This is a genomic window from Veillonella sp. CNR 79/14 (assembly GCF_003992185.1).
Classification (GTDB): Bacteria; Bacillota; Negativicutes; order Veillonellales; family Veillonellaceae; genus F0422.
Genome location: NZ_RQVH01000043.1, coordinates 1 through 1,159, shown reverse-complemented (window position 1 = coordinate 1,159; position 1,159 = coordinate 1). Strand labels below are relative to the sequence as shown.

The window sequence follows — 1,159 nt, the reverse complement described above, 5'->3', positions numbered from 1 at the left end:
CCACACGTTAACATTGGTACTATCGGTCACGTTGACCATGGTAAAACTACTTTAACAGCAGCAATCACTAAAGTTCTTGCTGAAAAAGGTCAAGCTGACTTCCAAGACTACAGCATGATCGACAAAGCTCCAGAAGAACGTGAACGCGGTATCACAATCAACACTGCACACGTAGAGTACGAAACAGACACTCGTCACTATGCACACGTTGACTGCCCAGGCCATGCTGACTATGTTAAAAACATGATCACTGGTGCTGCTCAAATGGACGGTGCTATCCTAGTTGTATCTGCAGCTGACGGCCCTATGCCACAAACTCGTGAGCACATCTTGTTAGCTCGCCAAGTTGGTGTACCAGCTATCGTTGTATTCATGAACAAAAAAGACATGGTTGACGATGAAGAATTATTAGAATTAGTAGAAATGGAAATCCGTGAATTGCTTTCCAGCTACGAATTCCCTGGCGATGACATCCCAGTTGTGGCAGGTTCTGCATTGAAAGCATTAGAAGGCGATGCTACATACGTAGAAGCAATCAACGAATTGATGGCTCGCGTTGACGAATACATCCCAACTCCAGAACGTGACACAGACAAAACATTCTTGATGCCTGTCGAAGACGTGTTCACAATCACTGGTCGTGGTACAGTAGCAACTGGTCGTGTAGAACGTGGTCAAATCAACGTAGGTGACGTAGTAGAAATCGTTGGTCTTCAAGAAGAACCATCCAGCACTACAGTTACAGGTCTTGAAATGTTCCGTAAACTTTTGGAATCTGCAGTAGCAGGTGACAACGTAGGGGCACTTCTTCGCGGTATCGATCGTAAAGACATCGAACGTGGTCAAGTATTGGCTAAACCAGGTTCCATCAAACCTCACACTAAATTCAAAGCAGAAGTATACGTGTTGACAAAAGAAGAGGGTGGCCGTCATACTCCATTCTTCTCCAACTATCGTCCACAATTCTACTTCCGTACAACTGACGTAACTGGCGTTATCAGCTTACCAGAAGGTACAGAAATGTGTATGCCTGGTGATAACATCACTATGAACATCGAGCTTATCACTCCAATCGCTATTGAAGAAGGTTTACGTTTCGCGATTCGCGAAGGTGGCCATACAGTAGGCGCTGGTGTTGTTACAGCTATCGAAGCATAAT

1 protein-coding gene is annotated in these 1,159 nt (G+C 44.9%); it reads left to right on the top strand.

Going from position 1 to position 1,159, the window contains the following annotated elements; translation table 11 throughout:
• Nucleotides 1-1,158: elongation factor Tu (tuf, locus tag EO119_RS08040; RefSeq protein WP_062401214.1), on the top strand; the 1,158-nt coding region annotated here is incomplete at its 5' end.
• Between the last annotated feature and the right edge of the window lies 1 nt (nucleotide 1,159).